Annotated in this window: 17 protein-coding genes; 15 read left to right on the plus strand and 2 right to left on the minus strand. The window is 58.3% G+C overall.

Features of this window, described 5'->3' with window-relative positions:
• The first annotated feature begins 10 nt into the window (after window positions 1–10).
• From B5E43_RS07775 to B5E43_RS07805, 7 genes are all read left to right on the plus strand, one after another.
• Entirely contained in the window at window positions 11–1063 is a 1053-nt protein-coding gene (locus B5E43_RS07775) for an aldose epimerase family protein (protein ID WP_206406958.1), read from the plus strand.
• A gap of 151 nt (window positions 1064–1214) precedes the next feature.
• Window positions 1215–2267, plus strand: coding sequence for a hypothetical protein (locus tag B5E43_RS07780; protein ID WP_087395396.1), 1053 nt, complete (start codon window positions 1215–1217; stop codon window positions 2265–2267).
• Entirely contained in the window at window positions 2257–3264 is a 1008-nt protein-coding gene (locus B5E43_RS07785) for a GNAT family N-acetyltransferase (protein WP_143382973.1), read from the plus strand. The genes B5E43_RS07780 and B5E43_RS07785 overlap by 11 nt, the downstream gene beginning before the upstream one ends.
• Window positions 3261–4598: a radical SAM protein gene (locus tag B5E43_RS07790; protein WP_087395402.1), complete on the plus strand. Its 1338-nt coding sequence runs from the start codon at window positions 3261–3263 to the stop codon at window positions 4596–4598. Before B5E43_RS07785 ends, B5E43_RS07790 begins: the two co-directional genes overlap by 4 nt.
• Window positions 4599–4611: 13 nt before the next feature.
• A complete protein-coding gene (locus tag B5E43_RS07795; RefSeq protein WP_087395403.1) occupies window positions 4612–5931 on the plus strand; it encodes a radical SAM protein in 1320 nt (439 codons plus the stop codon).
• Between the two features lie 372 nt (window positions 5932–6303).
• The gene (locus B5E43_RS07800) at window positions 6304–6639 is read left to right on the plus strand and encodes a hypothetical protein (RefSeq protein WP_087395406.1); all 336 of its coding nucleotides are present in this window, start codon (window positions 6304–6306) and stop codon (window positions 6637–6639) included.
• Window positions 6636–7199, plus strand: a complete 564-nt coding sequence (locus tag B5E43_RS07805) for a hypothetical protein (protein WP_087395409.1) — start codon at window positions 6636–6638, stop codon at window positions 7197–7199. The genes B5E43_RS07800 and B5E43_RS07805 overlap by 4 nt, the downstream gene beginning before the upstream one ends.
• Here B5E43_RS07805 and B5E43_RS07810 read toward each other — a convergent pair.
• Window positions 7163–8023, minus strand: a complete 861-nt coding sequence (locus B5E43_RS07810; protein WP_158098995.1) for a helix-turn-helix domain-containing protein — start codon at window positions 8021–8023, stop codon at window positions 7163–7165. The two genes, B5E43_RS07805 and B5E43_RS07810, sit on opposite strands and share 37 nt — an antisense overlap.
• Before the next feature lie 42 nt (window positions 8024–8065).
• Here B5E43_RS07810 and B5E43_RS07815 point away from each other — a divergent pair, with 42 nt between their 5' ends.
• The 8 genes from B5E43_RS07815 (at window position 8066) to B5E43_RS07850 (ending at window position 16014) form a co-directional block, all read left to right on the plus strand.
• On the plus strand, window positions 8066–9682 hold the full coding sequence (locus tag B5E43_RS07815) for a hypothetical protein (RefSeq protein WP_143382974.1): 1617 nt from the start codon (window positions 8066–8068) through the stop codon (window positions 9680–9682).
• Window positions 9683–10360: 678 nt separating this feature from the next.
• The gene (locus B5E43_RS07820) at window positions 10361–10690 is read left to right on the plus strand and encodes a (2Fe-2S)-binding protein (RefSeq protein WP_087395418.1); all 330 of its coding nucleotides are present in this window, start codon (window positions 10361–10363) and stop codon (window positions 10688–10690) included.
• Complete coding sequence (locus B5E43_RS07825) at window positions 10687–11808, plus strand: FAD-dependent oxidoreductase (protein WP_343214286.1); 1122 nt, start codon at window positions 10687–10689, stop codon at window positions 11806–11808. Before B5E43_RS07820 ends, B5E43_RS07825 begins: the two co-directional genes overlap by 4 nt.
• Before the next feature lies 1 nt (window position 11809).
• Window positions 11810–12322 carry a 4Fe-4S binding protein gene (locus B5E43_RS07830; RefSeq protein ID WP_087395421.1) on the plus strand — a complete coding sequence of 171 codons (513 nt, stop codon included), beginning with the start codon at window positions 11810–11812 and terminating at the stop codon, window positions 12320–12322.
• An 18-nt stretch (window positions 12323–12340) separates the two neighbouring features.
• Window positions 12341–12619, plus strand: a complete 279-nt coding sequence (locus tag B5E43_RS07835) for a (2Fe-2S)-binding protein (RefSeq protein WP_087395587.1) — start codon at window positions 12341–12343, stop codon at window positions 12617–12619.
• Complete coding sequence (locus B5E43_RS07840) at window positions 12612–13778, plus strand: FAD-dependent oxidoreductase (protein WP_242964764.1); 1167 nt, start codon at window positions 12612–12614, stop codon at window positions 13776–13778. Before B5E43_RS07835 ends, B5E43_RS07840 begins: the two co-directional genes overlap by 8 nt.
• A 99-nt stretch (window positions 13779–13877) precedes the next feature.
• Window positions 13878–15296 carry a hypothetical protein gene (locus tag B5E43_RS07845; protein ID WP_087395424.1) on the plus strand — a complete coding sequence of 473 codons (1419 nt, stop codon included), beginning with the start codon at window positions 13878–13880 and terminating at the stop codon, window positions 15294–15296.
• A gap of 28 nt (window positions 15297–15324) precedes the next feature.
• Entirely contained in the window at window positions 15325–16014 is a 690-nt protein-coding gene (locus tag B5E43_RS07850) for an aspartate/glutamate racemase family protein (protein ID WP_206406959.1), read from the plus strand.
• 84 nt (window positions 16015–16098) lie between these two features.
• Here the strand turns inward: B5E43_RS07850 and B5E43_RS07855 are convergent, their stop codons facing one another.
• Window positions 16099–16542, minus strand: a complete 444-nt coding sequence (locus B5E43_RS07855) for a hypothetical protein (RefSeq protein WP_087395428.1) — start codon at window positions 16540–16542, stop codon at window positions 16099–16101.
• Window positions 16543–16674: the final 132 nt, after the last annotated feature.

Raw genomic sequence — 16674 nt, forward strand, 5'->3', positions numbered from 1 at the left:
AGGCATTGCTATGGAAGGAACGAATATCCGCCCCTTTGGGGTCATGCCCGACGGGCAGACGGTGGAGGAAGTCGTGCTGCGCCAGGGGGAGACCTCCTGTTCCATCCTCACCTACGGCGGGGCGCTGCGCTCTCTGGTAGTTCCCGACCGGGAGGGAAAGCCGGTGGATGTGCTGCTGGGCTTCGACCGGCTGGAGGACTATCGCAAGCAGGATAAATTCCTGGGGGCTCTGGTGGGCCGATACGCCAACCGCATCGGGGACAGCCGATTTTCCCTGGGGGGTACTACCTATACCCTGCGGGCCAACGACGGAAAAAATCATCTCCACGGCGGGCCGGAGGGGTTTGATAAGCAGGTCTGGAGGGTGGAACGGGTGACCAACAATAGCCTGACCCTGGGGCTCTTCAGCCCGGACGGCCAGGAGGGGTACCCCGGTGACCTGGAGGTGCGGGTGACCTACACCCTGGCTCCCGGGGAGCTAACCCTGGATTATCGGGCCCAAAGCAGCCGGGACACCCTGTGTAACCTGACTAACCACGCCTATTTCAACCTCAACGGCCATCAAAGCGGCGCAGTGGAGGGGCAGTTCATGCAGATCTTTGCCGACTCCTATACGCCCACCGACGGGGGCTCCATCCCCACCGGGGAGATCGCCAGGGTGGAGGGAACTCCCATGGACCTGCGCAGCGGGGTGCTCATCGGCGCCCATGTGGAGGCCCCCTTCCCTCAGCTGACCCTAGCGGGGGGCTATGACCACAACTGGGTGCTGTCCCAGGCGGAGGAGGGACCAGCTCTGGCGGCCAGAGCCTGGTCGGAGGAGTCGGGAATCCAACTGGAGACCTACACCACCATGCCGGGACTGCAATTTTATTCGGGGAACTATCTGGACGGCTGTCCGACGGGAAAGGGGGGCGCGCCCTATGCCAAGCGCTGGGGCTTCTGCCTGGAGACCCAATTTTTCCCCGATTCCCCCCATCATTCCAATTTCCCCAGTGCCCTGCTGAAGGCAGGGGAGGGCTACCGCCACCAGACCACCTACCGCTTTTCCGTAAAGGAATCCTGAAGCGGACAGGGAGAATAAGGGAGAACATACACGCACCGGATGAGATCATCCGGTGCGTGTATGTTTAAGGGAAAAAGGAAGCTGGGTTGTCTCTGTTGGGGCTGCTATGGTATACTGTGGCTAAAAAAGCGAGAGACACGGGGAGGCGGTCATGAAGCTGATAAACATCACAGACGCCCGGGGCAGGAGGCGGTATCTGGCCTTTCAACAGGCTCTCTATGCCGGAGATCCCTGCTATGTGAGTACCAGCTCCTTCCTGCTGCGGGAGCTGCTGGGACAGACCACCCCCTTTGCCCGGTCCTGCCAGGTGATGCCGGTGCTGGTAGAGGAGGGAGGGAGAGTGCTGGCCCAGGCCATATACCTGTATCACCCCGGCCTGCCCGCTCTCCAAGTTGCCTGCTTTGAGGCGTTGGAAGGACAACAGCCGGCGGTGGAGCTGCTGCTGACGGAGGCAAAGCAGCGGGCCCGGGCGCTGGGCCTGTCCCAGGTGGTCATCGGCCTGAATGCCCATATTAGTTACGGAATGGGCATTTTGTCCCGGGGATTTTCCCATAAAAACACTTTTGACAGCCTCTATAACAAGCCCTGGTACGCTGGCTACTTTCAAAATCTGCGGAAGGACACCCTGTCCACCTACCGGGGGGAGAAGAGAGCGGCGGAGGAACGGCTGCCCAAGACCCCGTCCCAGGTGCGGGTGTGCCGGAGCGATATGAGACAATTTTACCGGGAGACCGAGCGCCTGCGGATGTTGTGCGAGGCCACCATTGGGAAAACCCACCTTTATTACCCCACTGGGGAGGGGCACTTCTACCACCTGATGAAGGACCTGCGGCCTTTCCTCCGGGATGAGCACCTCCTCTTTGCTCAAAATCAGGCGGGGGAGGATCTTGGCTTTCTCTTCTGGCACCCCGATTTTAACGAGATGCTCTCGGGAGGGCGGGAGCACAGCATGCTTTCCATCGGCGTGGCTTGGATGGTGCGGCGAAACCAAATCACCACCGCCAAGCTCAACGCCATCGGCTCCCTGTCCCCTAGAGCCACCATTGCCCTGCTGCGGGAATTTGCCGCAGTGACCGGGGACCGGTACCGGTATCTGGAGACCAACTTTGTCTGGGACTGCAACGGCCCATCCACCCGGCTCAACCGGCATCTGCTGGGGGAGCCCCACCGGAAGTATGAGGTATACTGGATCTATGACCTATAAAACAAAGCGAGAGACCCAAGCCCGGTGCCTGCCCGAGGACTGGGACCGCCTGGCCGGGGATAACCCCTACCTGAAACGGGACTTCCTTGCCTTCGTGGAGGAGACGGAGGAGGATTACCACCCGGTTTACCATATGATTTTCGGCGCAGAGGGCCGTCTGGACTCCTATTTTGTGGCCTTCCGTCGCAGGGGCTACAATTTGGGCATGTTCTCCCCGGTGAATCTGCCCATCTCCGTTACCCTCATCTATCTGCCCATGTGCGTCACCCGCAGCGGAGTGGTGCTGGGGGAGCTGCGGGAGGCGGTGTTCCGGGAAATCCGGACCATAAAGGGCTTTAAAATGGTCCTCAACCTGCCCGACGGGGATGTGGATGGCTTTGCTGTAGGTCTCACCTGCTCCAAGTGTATCCTCACCCTCCGCTGGGACAGCTTTGCGGACTATCTGAACAGCATGCGCAGCAGCTACCGAAACCACTATAAGCGTATCCTCAACAAAAGTGCCGGACTGACCATCCGGTATCTGGAGGAGAACAGCGCCTTCGATGACCGGCTCTACCGCCTGTACCGGAACGTGGTGGACCGCTCCCGGGTGAAGATCGAGACCTTGAGTAAGGCCTATTTCCAGGGGAGCCAATTCCGCCTGTTTGCGGCGGAGTACCGGGGGGAGCCGGTGGGATTTGTCCAGCTGCTGGAGAACGGGGAGGAGCTGATTTTTGAGTTTGTGGGGGTGGACTACAGCTGTAACGCCCATATCCCCGTCTACCACCGCATGCTGCTGGAGATCGTGGACTATGGGCTCCGAAAAGGCTTTCGGACCATCGACTTCGGCCAGACGGCGGACGACACCAAGCTGAAGCTGGGGTGCGGCTACACCTACCTCTACGCCGCCCTCCACCACTCCAACCCGCTGGTCAATGGGATCTGCCGCCGGTTTGCCCCTTTCCTGGAGTACAAGCCCCTGAAAACCCGGTTTCGTGTGTTTAAGGAGAAGCTATGAACATTCTGCTGGTGAAGCCCCGTCCCCATAAGGACTCCATCAATTTGCACAGCTTTATGCTCTGTGAGCCCCTGGAGCTGGAGTACGCCGCCGCCTTGCTGGAGGGGTTGGGACACCGGGCGGACATTGTGGACCTGGTGCTGGACCGAAACTTTTCGGTCGCCCTGAGGGGTAAGGACTACCAGGTGGTGGCCTTCACCGCCTACCAGATCCACATCGGAGTTGTGAAGGAGTACGCCCGGCAGGTGAAGGACCATAACCCCGCCATCGTCACCCTGGTGGGGGGAGTACACGCCGAGGTGGTTCCCGAAGATTTTGACAGCCCCTATCTGGACGTGGTGCTCACCGGGGGGATGTACGCCCTGGAGGGGGTGATGGCGGGGATAGAACGGGGCGCAGACCGGGAGCAGCTGCGTGCCCTTGGCCGCGCCCCCAAGCAGCTGCACTTTCACTTTCCCCATCCGGACCGGAGGAAAACCGCAAAATACCGCTCCCACTACAATTATATCTACCACGACCGCTGCGCCACGCTGAAAACCTCCTTCAGCTGCCCCTACGACTGCTCCTTCTGTTTTTGCACCCGCCTAGGCCCCTACTTTCAGCGGGAGCTGGAGGATGTGCTGGACGAACTGGAGGAGATTCAGGAGGAGAATGTATTCATCGTGGACGACGACTTCCTCTTCGATCCCCAGCGGCTGCGGGACTTCTGCCGGGGGCTGGAGGAGCGGAACATTCAAAAGACCTTTCTGGCCTTTGGCCGGGCGGACTTTATCACAGAGCATGAAGACCTGGTGGAGCTGCTGGCTTGCCACGGCTTCGACGCCTTTTTCGTGGGACTGGAGTCCTTTCGGGCGGGGGAACTGGAGGAGTACCACAAACGAACCACTGTGGAGACCAATAACAAAGCGGTGCGCATCCTGGAGAAGCACGGTGTGCAGTGCTACAGCGGCCTCATCGTGGGCTACGACTGGAAAAGGGAGGACTTTGACGCCCTCATCGCTTACCTCAACTCCTTTGCCCACCCCATGGTGAATATCCAGCCCATCACCCCCATCAAGGGGACCCCCCTCTACCAGGCGTGGAAGGGGCGTATTACGGAAGACGAGAGCCATTACCATCTCTTTGACATGGCCCACGCCGTTTTGGAGCCAGAGCATATGTCCAAGCGGGCCTTTTACTACCACATCCTCCGGGCTTACTGGAAAACCGCAGCCTCCCGGAAGGGGCGGCGGTATATCCGGGAGCGCTACGGCCTGCCGGTCTACCGCCGGGTGCGCCGGGGGGCGGTGTGCATTACCTGGCAGTACATCAAGCTGATCATCCGTCCAAACTGAGAGGAGGCGTGCCGTGAATAAGAAAATCCTCTTCATCCAGCCCTCCATTTACGATGACTGGGGCCGGGTGGTGAAAAAGAAAAAGCTCTATTTTGTGGGGCTGGCCTATCCGGTGCTGGCCTCCCTGCTGCCCGAAGGGTGGACGGCGGAGATCTGTATTGAGACCATTGAAGACATCCCCTACGACACCGACGCCGACGTCATTGGCATCGGGGGCATGGGCCACGCGGCCAACCGGGGCAAGGACATCGCCCTGGAGTTTAAAAAGCGGGGGAAGATCGTCTACATGGGCGGGCCCATGGTCAGCCTGGTGCCCGAACTGGCGCAGCAGTACTGCGACAGCGTGATGATTGGGGACTCGGAGGAGTCCATTGTGGAGCTGTGCCACGACCTGGAGCGGGGGGAGCTGAAACCAATTTATAACCGGCCCATCACGAAGCTGGAGCTGCCCCTGCCCCGATATGATCTGGTGGTCAATAAGTCCATCGGGGATTTTTTGCCGGTGCAGGCGGGACGGGGGTGTCCCAACACCTGTAAATTCTGCTCCATCCACTGCATCTACCGGGGAAAATACCTGAAACGGCCCATCCCGGAGGTCATTCGGGACATCCGATATGTGAAGAGCCTGGGTTTCCGGAAATTTTTGCTCATCGATGACAACATTGTGGCCGACCCGGACTATATGCTGGAGCTGTGCCGGCAAATCAAGCCACTGAAAATGAAGTGGATGAGCCAGTGCGCCATCCAGATCGCCGACAATGAGCCGCTGCTCCGGGCGGCGGCGGACAGTGGGTGCTATACCCTCAGCTTCGGGCTGGAGAGCATCACCAAATCCAACCTGGACCAGTTCCATAAGAGCTGGTGCGATCCGGCGGACTATGTGCGCATCATCAAAACAGTGAGCGACGCAGGCATCGAGGTGGCCAGCGAGATGATTGTGGGGGCGGACGGGGATACCCGGGAGAGCCTGCTGGCCACGGTGGACTTTATCAAGCACACCGACATTGTGGCCCCCAAATTCTACTGCCTCACCCCCATTCCTGGGACAGACCTCCACGAGGAGATGAAGGCGGCTGGGAAAATCACGGACTACGACTATTTTCAGTACAAGCCCTCTGTCTCTGTGCTGGACACCCCCAACCTAAACGCAGCGGAGGTGACGGAGTGCTATTGGATGGTCTATGAAAAGCTCTACACCATTCCGGCCATTCTGAGGCGGACCATCTTTCATCGCCGCTTCCTCCGCCACCCCGGCCGTACTCTGTTTTACCTGATGGTTAATCTGGTCTACCGGGACCAAATTAAGCGGAGAATTGCCCCTAATATTTTATAAGGAACACCTATGCCCACCGGGAGACACGTCTCCCAGTGGGCATTTTTAAATTTCTTGCTTTTCTACCATTTATAGATAAAACTGAAAAACAGGGAAAAAGGCAAAAATTATAGTTAAAATAAACAAAAAATACCGATATTTTTCGTAAGGCGACAGCGGAAGTACCGACTCTCTTGTCTCTAACTTGCCTATCTATATTAAAAAATTGCTCTAAAAAGAAAAGAGAGTTGCCTTTCTGGCGTGTATCGGTAGAATGAAACCAGGACGGACAAATAAACCAGTTTTAAAAAGAAGGATTCTCTATTTTTTGTTCAAAACGCAAGGCCGGAAGGTGCCTGCGTGATTTGAAAAATTTATTTGGAGGTAATTGGTATGAAACGGAAACTATTTGCTCTGCTGACCGCTGCGGCTCTGCTGGCGGTCTGCGCCTCTTGCTCCACCCAGCCCCCCACGGGAAGCACTTCTTCGGGTGGCACGTCTCAGTCCAGCTCCAGCGGATCCAGCAGCGGAGAAAAGGACAAGATGGTAGGCGGCGTGTGGCGCACCGTGTGGGGTGTGTTGATCATCGGCTTTATCAAAAACATCATTAACCTGCAGGGCAACGTCAACTCCTACTGGCAGAACATTATCATGGGCATCATCCTGCTGGTGGTCATCATCCTGCAAAACCGGACCAAACTGTTTCATATAAGGAGGAAACCAGAATGAGCACTCCGCTGTATCTGAAGCCGCAACCCATGACCCCCCAGCTGATGGAACAGCTGGAGGCGGAGGGACTGATCCGCCGTCTGGCCCCCGGACGGGACGATCTGGATGCCGCACCAGGGGAGACCCTGGGCCAGGACCTGTATGAGCCCAAGGAGGGCTACGGCCCCCATAAGCTCATTACCGTCACGGTGAACCGGGAGGCCTTTGCCGCCTTCGGCACCCACCCGGATAACGAGGAGTTCTGGATGGCAGGGGACCCGGACCGCCGTCCCCTCTATCTGGCCATCGCCCGGATGGACCGGCCCGCGCTGGAAGCAAAACTGAGGGCCGGCACCGTCACCCCTCAGGACTTCGTCCTGCTGGAGATGCGGTACAACGACCCTCAGGTGAGTTTCTTTGTTATGCTTGCGGGCATCCCCCACGGGGAGGCTGTGGCCCCGGGCGCTGGAGCACCCCCCTCCTTCTATGTGACGGAGAGTCGGGACCTGCCCTTGGACGTGATGGATCTGGGGGAATACGTCCTTCAAGTGGACAGCGCCTCGCTGTCGTCATCCCGGTAAACGCCGGGGGTTTCTCCGGTAAAGCGCCGGAACACAGCGCAGAAATTGCTCTGGCTGGAGAAGCCGCAGCGCTGGGTGATCTGCTTAATGGAGAGATTGGTGCTTTTTAAGTAGTATTTTGCCGCATTGATGCGCACCATGACCAGGTACTGATGGGGGGTATACCCCGTCTCCTCCTTAAATAGCCGGGAGAAGTAGTAGGGGCTCAGGGAGGCCTGGCGGGCCATCTGTTCCAGGGACAGGGGTTGGTCCATGTGCTCAGTGATGTAGGCGCATAGGGAGCTACAGATATTTTCCGCGTCCATCTCCCGGGAGGTGGGGGCGTGGGTGAGCAGCTCGGTGAGCATGCCTACGATGTGCTGGTTGATCAAAGGCTCACTGGCCTTGTTCTCCTCGTGGTACATGCGGTAAATCTTCTCCAGATGCTGCTGGGTGCCGTAGGGGTTGGCGGAGGTGCAGCAGACGGCGTTTTTTCCCTGGGAAATGAGCCGGAAGTACTCCTTGGCCAGCACGCCGTCATAGTGCAGCCACAGGATCTCCCAGCCGGTGCCGGTGCCGTAGGTGTGGGGGGCATAGCAGTCCACCAGGGCCAGAGAGCCCTGGGCCAGCTTGACCCGCTTGTGGCCCACGGTGGCAAACCCGCTGCCCCGCTTCACGTATAAAAACAGATAGCTGTCGTACTGCTGCCGCTGGACCAGGTAGCGCTCGGTACAGTAGTAGTGGCCGGTACATAAGGGGAAAAAGTAAAGCCGCTGGGCCAGCTCGCTGGGGTTGTGAAAATTGATGTTGGACGCATCCAGCACGCCCGTTTCGTGTACGTTCATGTCCAAACCCCCTTTAGTCCAGTATAGCATAAATTTCCTGCTGTGTCATGGCCGTCGGCTAAGGGCGATATCCGCCTGAACAATGCCTACGGCCAGTTGCTGCTGCGGCGGGGGCCGTTTGCCCGGGCGGAGGGCTACTTCCGCACAGCCATCCAGCGCCTGACCTGGAAGAACCCCAACCCCTACGACAGTGAGTCCTACTACAACCTGGGGTTGGCCCTGTGGTATCAGGGGAAGGAGGACGAGACTTATGACGCCTTCTTCAAGGCCACCTGGACGGCGGCCCAGCAGGAGATGTCCTTCTACTATCTGGCCGCCATCGCCTGCCGGGGAGGGGAGTGGGACCTGGCTCTGGCCCACGTGGAGCGCTCGTTGGTGAAAAATGGGCGGAATCTGAAGGCCATTGCCCTGAAGGGGTTGATCCTTGCCAAAGAGAATCGCCCGGAGGAGGCCCGGAAGTGGCTGGCCTCCCAGCTGGAGCAGGACCCCTTTGACTATGTCTCTCGGTTCCTGCTGGAGGAGCTGGAGGACTGCGGACACCAGCAGCTGTTGCAGCTGATGGGCAGCCGGGTGAGCAGCTTTGTGGAGGGCGCCATCGACCTGCTGGACGGCGGCTTTGCCCGTCTGGCGGGACGGTATCTGGACCTGTGTCCGGGCAGCAGCCCCATGCTCTATTACTACCGCGCCCTGTGCGCCTGGCGCAGCGGGGAGGAAGAGAAGGCCGGGCAACAGATGGAGCTGGCGGCCCAGGCGGACCCCTATTGCTGCTTCCCCAACCGTCTGGAGGACCAGCGGGTGCTGGAGTGGGCCATGGAGCAGCGGCCGGAGGACGGCCGGGTGCTGTTGGAGCTGGACCAGCTCTATAAAAAGCTGGGCATGGCGCCCCAGCAGCGGTTGGAGCATTTGGAGCAGTACCCCCAGACCTTCCCCAAGCGGGACGACCTGTTTGTGGAGTACATCACCCTGTTAAACCTGGTGGGCCGGTATGCCCAGGCCCATGAGCTGACCATGGGTCGGAAGTTCCATCCCTGGGAGGGGGGCGAGGGAAAAATCACCAAGCAGTACGCCGTCTCCCTGACTCGGATGGCGCTGGAGGAGCTGAAGCAGGGCCGGCCGGAGCAGGCCAGCCAGCTGCTGCGGCAGGCTCTGGTCTTCCCGGAAAATTTGGGCGAGGGCAAGCTGGAGGGGGCCAAGGACAACGACATCTACTATGCTCTGGGTGTGGCTTCCCGCCAACTGGGACAGGAGGAGCAGGCGCGAGCCTTCTTCCAAAAGGCCAGTGTGGGCACAGGGGAGCCGGCAGGAATGATGTATTATTATGACCAGCCGGCTGACATGATCCTGTGCCAGGGTCTGGCCCACCGCGCCCTGGGGGAGGAACAGGCGGCCCGGGCCCGGTTCCACAAGCTGGTGGACTACGGGGAGGCCCATCTGTTTGATGTGGTGAGCTTTGATTACTTTGCCGTGTCTCTGCCCGACCTGCTGCTGTTCCAGGAGGATTTAACGGTGCGCAATCAGGGACACTGCCACTTCCTCATTGGCCTGGGCTGCCTGGGTCTGGGCGAACTGGATCGGGCGCGCGAGAGCTTCCGGCGCACGCTGGAGATTGATCCCTCTCACCAGGGAGCACTGCTGCAACTGCGGCATATGGAGGGCTGAGTAAGCATTCGGAACCGTACCGGGCTTCGTGTGGGCCAGAGGAGAGGGACTGACAAAGAGGGCAGCGTGGCCCCATGAAGCCTAGGTATGGAAGGAAAAAGAGCCTGCAACGGAAGCTACCGTTTCGATGCAGACCCACTGTATATATATTCAGTACTCGCCGTGTAGAATCCTTAAAAAAATGAAGAACCCATTTGTACTTTTTTGAAGAAGACCAGCATAGGATAAGAAAGAATCTGTTCTGTCTGTGCTCTATAGCTGTTTCAACAAGTGGACAAAACAACTGGAAAGGGACAGGCTTTAGGAAAGAATTTTTTAGAAAAAATGGTCATTCATAGAAGGAAAAAACGATCGATAAAGGATAAAAAAGGACAATAAAGACCGTTCTCGACAGGAAATAGTCAATTATAAACAAAAAATAAAATTTTATCTCGACTGGTTTTGACATCTTGACAGGAAAAGCTGGTTGTGGTACGATGCTTTATGAGTTTAGTTCGGCAAAGTTACCGCGTTGCTTTTGCAAGAAATCGCGGCGATGACGTGACGAATTGCGAGGGCGCACTTTGACTTTGAAAGTGCGCCCTTTTTGTTTCTTGCAGGCGGACTGAGCAGAGAACAAAGACGTGTGTTTCGCATACGTCTATGTATATTATTTGAAAGCAGGGAGTGTAAACGGTAATGAGAATTGTAGAGCATCCCATACTGGACGAGCTGGACACCTCAAAAAAGGTGACCATCTACTGTGATGGCCAACCCATTGAGGCGTTGGAGGGGGAGCCCGTTGCGTCGGCACTGATGAACGCAGGAATACGCTCCTTCCGCACCACTCAGAAGAGGAAGGAAAAGCGGGGAATTTTCTGCGCGATCGGCCGGTGCACCGACTGCATGATGATTGTGGACGGGGTTCCCAATACACGCACCTGTGTCACCATTGTTCGGGATGGAATGCAGGTAAAGACCCAGGAGGGACTGGGGTCCTTTGAGGAGAAGAAGGGGGAAGACAAGTGAAGATTAAGGAAGTGGACGTAGCTGTCGTCGGCGCCGGCTCGGCTGGCCTGAGTGCGGCCTATCAGGCGGCCTCTGCTGGGGCCAAGGTGCTGGTGCTGGATGAGAACCACCGTCCCGGTGGACAGCTGTTTAAGCAGATCCACAAGTTCTTTGGTTCCCGGGCCCATCAGGCAGGGACCCGCGGCTTTGTGATTGGCCAGCATCTGCTGGACCGGGTGCAGGAGAGCGGCGCTGAGGTGTGGCTGGACACGCTGGTCTACGGTATGCAGAAGGACTGCGCTCTGGGCGTGATCCATGAGGGCCAGCACTGGGTGGTCAAGGCCAAGAAGGTTATTGTAGCCACCGGAGCCAAAGAGAACTACTTAGCCTTCCCCGGCAGCACTCTCCCGGGCGTGATGGGCGCCGGCGCGGCACAGACCATGATCAATGTCAACCGTGTGCTCCCCGGCCAGCGGGTTTTGATGCTGGGCTCGGGCAACGTGGGCCTGATCGTCTCCTACCAGCTGATGCAGGCGGGCGCCGAGGTGGTGGCCCTGGTGGAAGCGGCCCCCAACATTGGCGGCTACGGCGTCCACGCCGGCAAGATCCGCCGGGCGGGCGTTCCCGTCTATGTCAGCCATACCATCAAAGAGATCCGGGGCAAGGACCAGGTGGAGCAGGTGGAGATCGTCCAGGTGGACAGCAAGTTCCAGCCCGTTCCCGGCACGGAGCAGGTATTTGATGTGGATACGGTGTGCTTGGCAGTTGGTCTGAATCCCATGACGGAACTGATCTGGATGGCGGGCTGCGAGTTCTGCTTCATCCCCGCCTTTGGCGGACATGTCCCCCTTCATGACGAGAATATGGAGACCACGGTGCCTGGCCTGTATGTGGCGGGCGACGTGACGGGCGTAGAGGAGGCCTCCTCGGCCATGGAGGAGGGCAACCTGGCGGGTGTTTCCGCGGCCCAGGCGCTGGGCCTGCTGACCCAGGAGGAGGCGGAAGCCAAGAAGGGAGAAATCCGTGCCCGGTTGGATATCCTGCGTTCCGGTATGTTTGGAGAGAAGCGCCGCACGGCGAAGCTCTCTCAGCTCAAGAGCATGGAGGAGTATCAGCTGAAGAAAGGTGGGGCCGTGTAAGATGGAAGGCGTAAAGTATACAGGAATTCCTTCCGCCGAGGAGCTGGCGAACTGCCCGGGCAGACCCAGCGAGGAGCGGATGAAGAAGGGCCGCGTGGCCTGCGTGGAGTGCGTGCAGGAGATCCCCTGCAACCCCTGTGAGGGTATCTGTCCCTTCCACGCCATTACCGTTGGGGATCAGATCACCAATCTGCCCCATCTGGACGAGAGCAAGTGTACGGGCTGCGGCCTGTGTGTGGCCAACTGCCCCGGTCTGGCTATTTTTGTGGTGGATAAATCTCTGGACGGCGGCCAGGGGACGGTGGACTTCCCCTTTGAGTATCTGCCCCTGCCCCAGAAGGGGGACGAGGTGGACGCTGTGGGCCGGGACGGCCAGTTTGTGTGCAAGGGAACTGTGATGGCGGTGACCAAGGCCAAGAACTACGGCGGAACGGCTGTGGTGCGGCTGAAGGTGCCGGTGGAATATGTGGACCAGGTACGCAGCATGAAGCGGCTGCCTCGGGACGTGGGCTAAGAAGGGGGACGAAACACCATGAGTGAGAAGGATGAACTGATTATCTGCCGGTGCCAGGAGGTCACCCAGGGGGAGATCCTGGAGGCCATCGCAGACGGAGCGACCAGCGTGGACGGCGTGAAGCGGCGTACCCGGGCCTGCATGGGCCTGTGCCAGGGCAAGACCTGCGGCAGATTGGTGCAAAATATTGTGGCCCGGGAGACGGGCCAGGCCCCCGCGGATGTACTTCCCCAGAAGAGCCGTATGCCGGCGCGGCCGGTAAAACTCGGGGCGTTTGGAGGGTCTGAGGATGTATGATGTAATTGTAGTAGGCGGCGGTATCATTGGCTGTTCCGTAGCTTGGCAGCTGTCCAAGCTGGAGAAGAAGGTGCTGGTGATCGAACGGACCGACGTGGCCAGCGGCTCTGCCGGTGCCACCGACGGCGTGGTGGGTTATCATACCAAGAAGCCCGGCGTGCAGCTGGATCTGGCCGTACAATCCATTGAGATGTTCAAGACCCTGGGCCAGGAGCTGGGCATGGATGTGGAGTACGAACTAAATGCTGGCGGTCTGCAGCCGGTGGAGGACAAGGAACAGTGGGATATGCTCTCGGCTATGGTGGAGGAGCAGCGCAAGAGCGGCGTGGACATCCGAATGATCTCCGCCGAGGAGGCCTGTGCCATTGAGCCCAACCTGAGCAAGGATATTTATGGCGCGTTGTATTCTCCCACCAGCGGAAAGGTGAACCCGCTGAATCTGACGGTAGCCTATGCCCGCGCGGCCAAGAAGCTGGGCGCGGAGATCATGACCAATACCGAAGTCACCGGCTTTATCATTGAGGACGGCCGGTGTAAGGGTGTTATGACCTCTAAGGGCGAGTTCCGGGCGGACGCGGTGGTCAACGCCTGCGGCTCCTGGGCGGGGAAGGTGGCCAAGCTGGCCGGCCTGGATCTGCCCATCAAGCCCAGAAAGGGTCAGCTGGCGGTCACGGAGCCCATCGGCCCCTATCTCAAGGCCACCGTCCAGTGTGCCCGGTACAATGTGATCAAATTCCGTCCTGAGACCATCAAGGACCAGACGGTGCTGAAGCTGGGCGCCTCCCTGAGCATTGAGCAGACGGAGAATGGCGGTCTGATCATTGGCGGCACCCGTGAGTTTGTGGACTACGAGGGCGAGAACACCTTCGAAGGCATTGAGGCCATGATGCAGCGGGCGGTGCGGTTCTTCCCCGCCCTGAAGGACGTGAGCGTGATCCGTTTCTTCTCTGGCTTCCGGCCCTATACCCCGGACGGCCTGTCCCTGATGGGTGAGGTAAAGACCCTGCCGGGCTTCTATATGGCGGCCGGCCATGAGGGCGACGGTATTGCCCTGTCTCCCATAACCGGCAAGCTGATGGCGGAGCTGATTGTCTACGGCAAGTGCTCCTACGACATCTCCGACTTCAGCCCCAACCGTTTCCTGACGGAGGAGGGTTAATTACAGCAGCGGCCGGGTGCGGGGCCCCGCGCAAGCGCTGATCTACACCCGGCCCGTTGAGCTTAAGAACAAGTGAATATGTGAATGGGAGGGAAAACTATGCTGAAAGTTGTAGTAGCCATCGCCCTGTTGCTGGCGGTCACTTTGTGCAAAAAGATCCCTGGCATCGGCGGGAAGATCAATATTGCCCTGCTGCTGACCGGCGCGGTTACCATGCTGCTGGGAGGATTTTTCAATCCGGCGGACTGGGTATATGCGTTTGTAGACGGTTTGAACCGCATGGGCTGGATTATGGCGCTGTCCATTGCCGGAGCGCTTTTTGCCGAGATATCCGTACGTATCGGGACGATGGACACCATCATTGGCGCGATGACGGCAAAGTTTAGCCACCGTCCCAGGATCCTGGTGTTCTGCATTTTGTTTGCCCTGCTGATTTCCGGTTCCCTGTTGGGAGACGCTATTGCCGCCTCCACAGTAATCGGCATGCTGACCATCGGTATCTTGGTCTCCATGAATCTCTCCTTTGAAAAAATCGCTGCCATTATTGTCATGGGCGCTGCCACTGGTTCCATTATGCCCCCCATGACCCAGGCCCTGGCCCTGTCCTCCACTCTGGTGAATACGGATCCTGACCCGGTTATTACGATCGGTTATGTTACGGTAGGCTGTGTATTTGTAGTTGTCGCCATATACAGCATGCTGTTTCTCGTCAAGAAAGAAAATGTGGCGGGCGCCAACGGTATGGTGCAGATTAAACACATGGACAAACCGGCGGGGGAGATTTTAAAACAAAATTGGAAGTCCTTGATTCCCGTTTGCTTTTTGATCCTTGTGGTATTGCTGCGTACCGTCAATATCCCCGGCCTGTCGGTGGATCTGGGCCCCACCATCCTCAAGAGCATTACATTCCTTACCGTGGGCGGTGAAGTGGTTTCCCTGTATGACTGGCTGGCGGGAATCACAATCTTGAACGGCCTGACAAACGGAATTGTGCTGTCCATCTTCTGCGCGATTGCCATTACCTTCTTCTTTAAGGAGGTACGCCAGAATGCGGGGGTCATCTTTAAGGAAGGCTTGTCCAAGGTATCCACGACTCTGATTCTCCAGGTGTGCTGTTCCTTCATGTTGGGCAGCTTCTACTATGCCGGTTCCATTGACGCAGTGTCTCAGTTCACCCAGAACCTGGATCCCAATGTGTTGAAGATCGGTGGCGCGGCGGCTATGCTGCTGATGGGTATGCTTACCGGTTCCCAGTCCACCACCCAGAACGTGGTATTCTCCTTCTTTGGCCCGTCCCTGTTGGCTGCGGGCGTAACCCCTGTGTTCGCCGCTGTGGCGGGCGCTCATCTGGCCGCCGGTGGCCAGGGAATGCCCCCGGCCGACCTGACCACCTTTGTGGTCTGCGGTATGATTGGCTCCATGTACAGCCGGAAGGTGGACCCGGTAAAGGCTATGCTCTATTGTATGCCCATGAGTATTTCCCTAGCTATTGTGGGCATGGTCTTCCTTTACATATGACGAAAAAGGAGGCATGTGTGCAGTAGCCATGGGAACGCAAGGTGAATTGGGTATTTTAATGTTGGACACTCAGTTCCCCCGCATCCCGGGGGATGTGGGCAATGCTGAGACCTTTTCCTTCCCCGTGCGGAAGCACATGGTAAAAAACGCCTACACCAGGCGTGTGGTGCTGGAGGGAGACACCTCCCTGCTGGAGCCCTTTCTCCAGGCGGCGGAGCAGCTTCAGGCGGAGGGTGTGAGCGCCATTACCACCAGCTGCGGCTTTTTGGCCATGTTCCAGAAGGAACTGGCGGCGCGGGTGCACATACCTGTGTTTGCCTCCTCCCTGCTGCAAGTGGGACTTGTGGGCCGGGAGCTGCCTGAGGGGCAGTGTGTGGGGATTATGACCGCGGATAGCCGAAATCTGGACCACCGCCACTTCCGGGGAGTGGGGATCGAGGACATTCCCAAGGTGGTATACGGGATGGAAGGGACTCACTTCCACCATATCTTTGTGGAAGATACCACCGACCTGGATGTGGAGTTGGCCCGCCAAAATATGGTGGATGTGGCCCAACGCATGGTGAAGGAGCATCCGGAAGTGGGGGCAATTGTGTTTGAGTGTACCAATATGCCTCCCTATGCCGACGCGGTGTCCGCAGCAGTAGGCCGTCCGGTCTATGATATCACCACGCTGGCCAATTACATGATGTCCAGCCTAGGACCCAGAAACTTTTGATTTGGATGGATTCCATTTTATCTGACAAATGAAAACCAGGACCAGCGCCTCCAGATGGGGTGCCGGTCCTGGTTTTGTTTTCGGTTATTGAGTGTTCTGGTGGTGGCCGCCCTGCCAGCCGTTGCCCTGGCCGCTGCCCCAACCACCGCCTGAGCCTTGGGATGGGCCATGCTGGTTGCCGGAGCCGCCCCCCTGCCCGATGCCCGTCCATGGATCACGGCCGGAGGAGTGGGCTGACAGCCAGTCCCGCAGCTCCCGCATGGTCATCTCCTGCACCTGTTCAGGTGTGAGACTGGGGTCCAGCTCCTGGGCCAAGAGGTAGAGACGATATTTCCCGTAGGAGAGGCCCACGCTGTGGGCTTGGGATACCTCCTCCATGGGTACGGCGCAGCAGTAGGTGTTGGAGCGGCCTGCGGTGCAGGACTCCAGAGTGGCCAGCAGCTCCTGGGACTGGACAGGGTCGCTGCCCACCACAGACAGGGAGAGCACCTCATCCTGCTCCAGGTAGCCGAGGATAGTGGGCTTCACTTATGATACGATTCAGAACCGCCCATCCATTCAGATTGGAAAAATTTTATGGTCAGTGGGTTTCAAGGGCTTTCTATTATTGTAGTACGGAATGGAGCCGAAGGCAATTCCGGGATAAAAAAGGATTGACAA

Origin of the sequence: Flavonifractor sp. An100 (genome assembly GCF_002161175.1) — a bacterium.
GTDB lineage: Bacteria > Bacillota > Clostridia > Oscillospirales > Oscillospiraceae > Lawsonibacter.